Annotated in this window: 1 protein-coding gene; it reads right to left on the bottom strand. The window is 55.0% G+C overall.

Features of this window, described 5'->3' with window-relative positions:
- A partial coding sequence (locus tag JQK88_RS35670; RefSeq protein ID WP_203281278.1) for an efflux RND transporter permease subunit occupies window positions 1-460 on the bottom strand: 460 nt, incomplete at both ends.

The following is a 460-nucleotide window of genomic DNA, read 5'->3' as shown; positions in this document are numbered from 1 at the left end:
ACCTGATACTCTTTCACCACACCGCCCACCGACGCCACTTCCGCAACGTCAGGGATGGTTTTTAGCTCATATTTGAGAAACCAGTCCTGCAATGAGCGTAAATCGGCCAGATCGTGCTTACCGCTGCGATCCACCAGTGCATATTCATAGATCCAGCCAACACCCGTGGCATCTGGCCCCAGCTCGGCGCTGACTCCCGCAGGCAGCTTACCCTGTACCTGGTTGAGGTACTCCAGCACCCGCGAGCGCGCCCAGTACGGATCGGTGCCATCTTCGAAAATGACATACACATAAGAGTCGCCAAACTGCGAGAAACCGCGCACAGTCTTCGCGCCAGGCACCGACAACATGGTGGTGGTTAGCGGATAAGTCACCTGATTTTCAACGATTTGCGGTGCCTGACCGGGATAGCTGGTTTTAATAATCACCTGCACATCGGAAAGATCCGGCAGTGCATCCA

Origin of the sequence: Mesorhizobium caraganae (assembly GCF_016836705.1) — a bacterium.
In the GTDB taxonomy this organism is placed as follows: Bacteria; Pseudomonadota; Alphaproteobacteria; order Rhizobiales; family Rhizobiaceae; genus Mesorhizobium; species Mesorhizobium caraganae.
Note: the sequence above shows the minus strand (reverse complement) of the source record. Positions and strands in the feature narration are given on the sequence as shown.